This is a genomic window from Pseudoneobacillus rhizolycopersici (assembly GCF_054786815.1).
Map to the genome: position 1 here is coordinate 1 of NZ_JBTOOE010000113.1, position 267 is coordinate 267.

The 267-nt window shown below is 52.1% G+C and carries 1 protein-coding gene; it reads right to left on the reverse strand.

The annotated features are described in order from the left end of the window. On the reverse strand, positions 1–267 hold a 267-nt coding region (locus tag ACX9YW_RS23060; RefSeq protein ID WP_460351061.1), incomplete at both ends, for an AMP-binding protein.

The window sequence follows — 267 nt, forward strand, 5'->3', positions numbered from 1 at the left end:
GAGTGGTATTTTCCAGCCGTATCTGGCGGTACATAGGATAAAACTCGGCACTGGTGACCAGCAGGCTCACCTGGCTGTTTTGCAGGATCCAGGCGCTCTCTTCGCCCAGCAAGCGGGCATTAATCGGCACCATAATGGCGCCAATTTTTGCCAGTCCAAACCAGCAAAAGATAAATTCCGGACAGTTATCCAGATGCAATGCGACCTTGTCGCCCTTGCGGACCCCTAAGGAATGGAAAAGGTTCGCCGTGCGGTTTATCTCTTCAT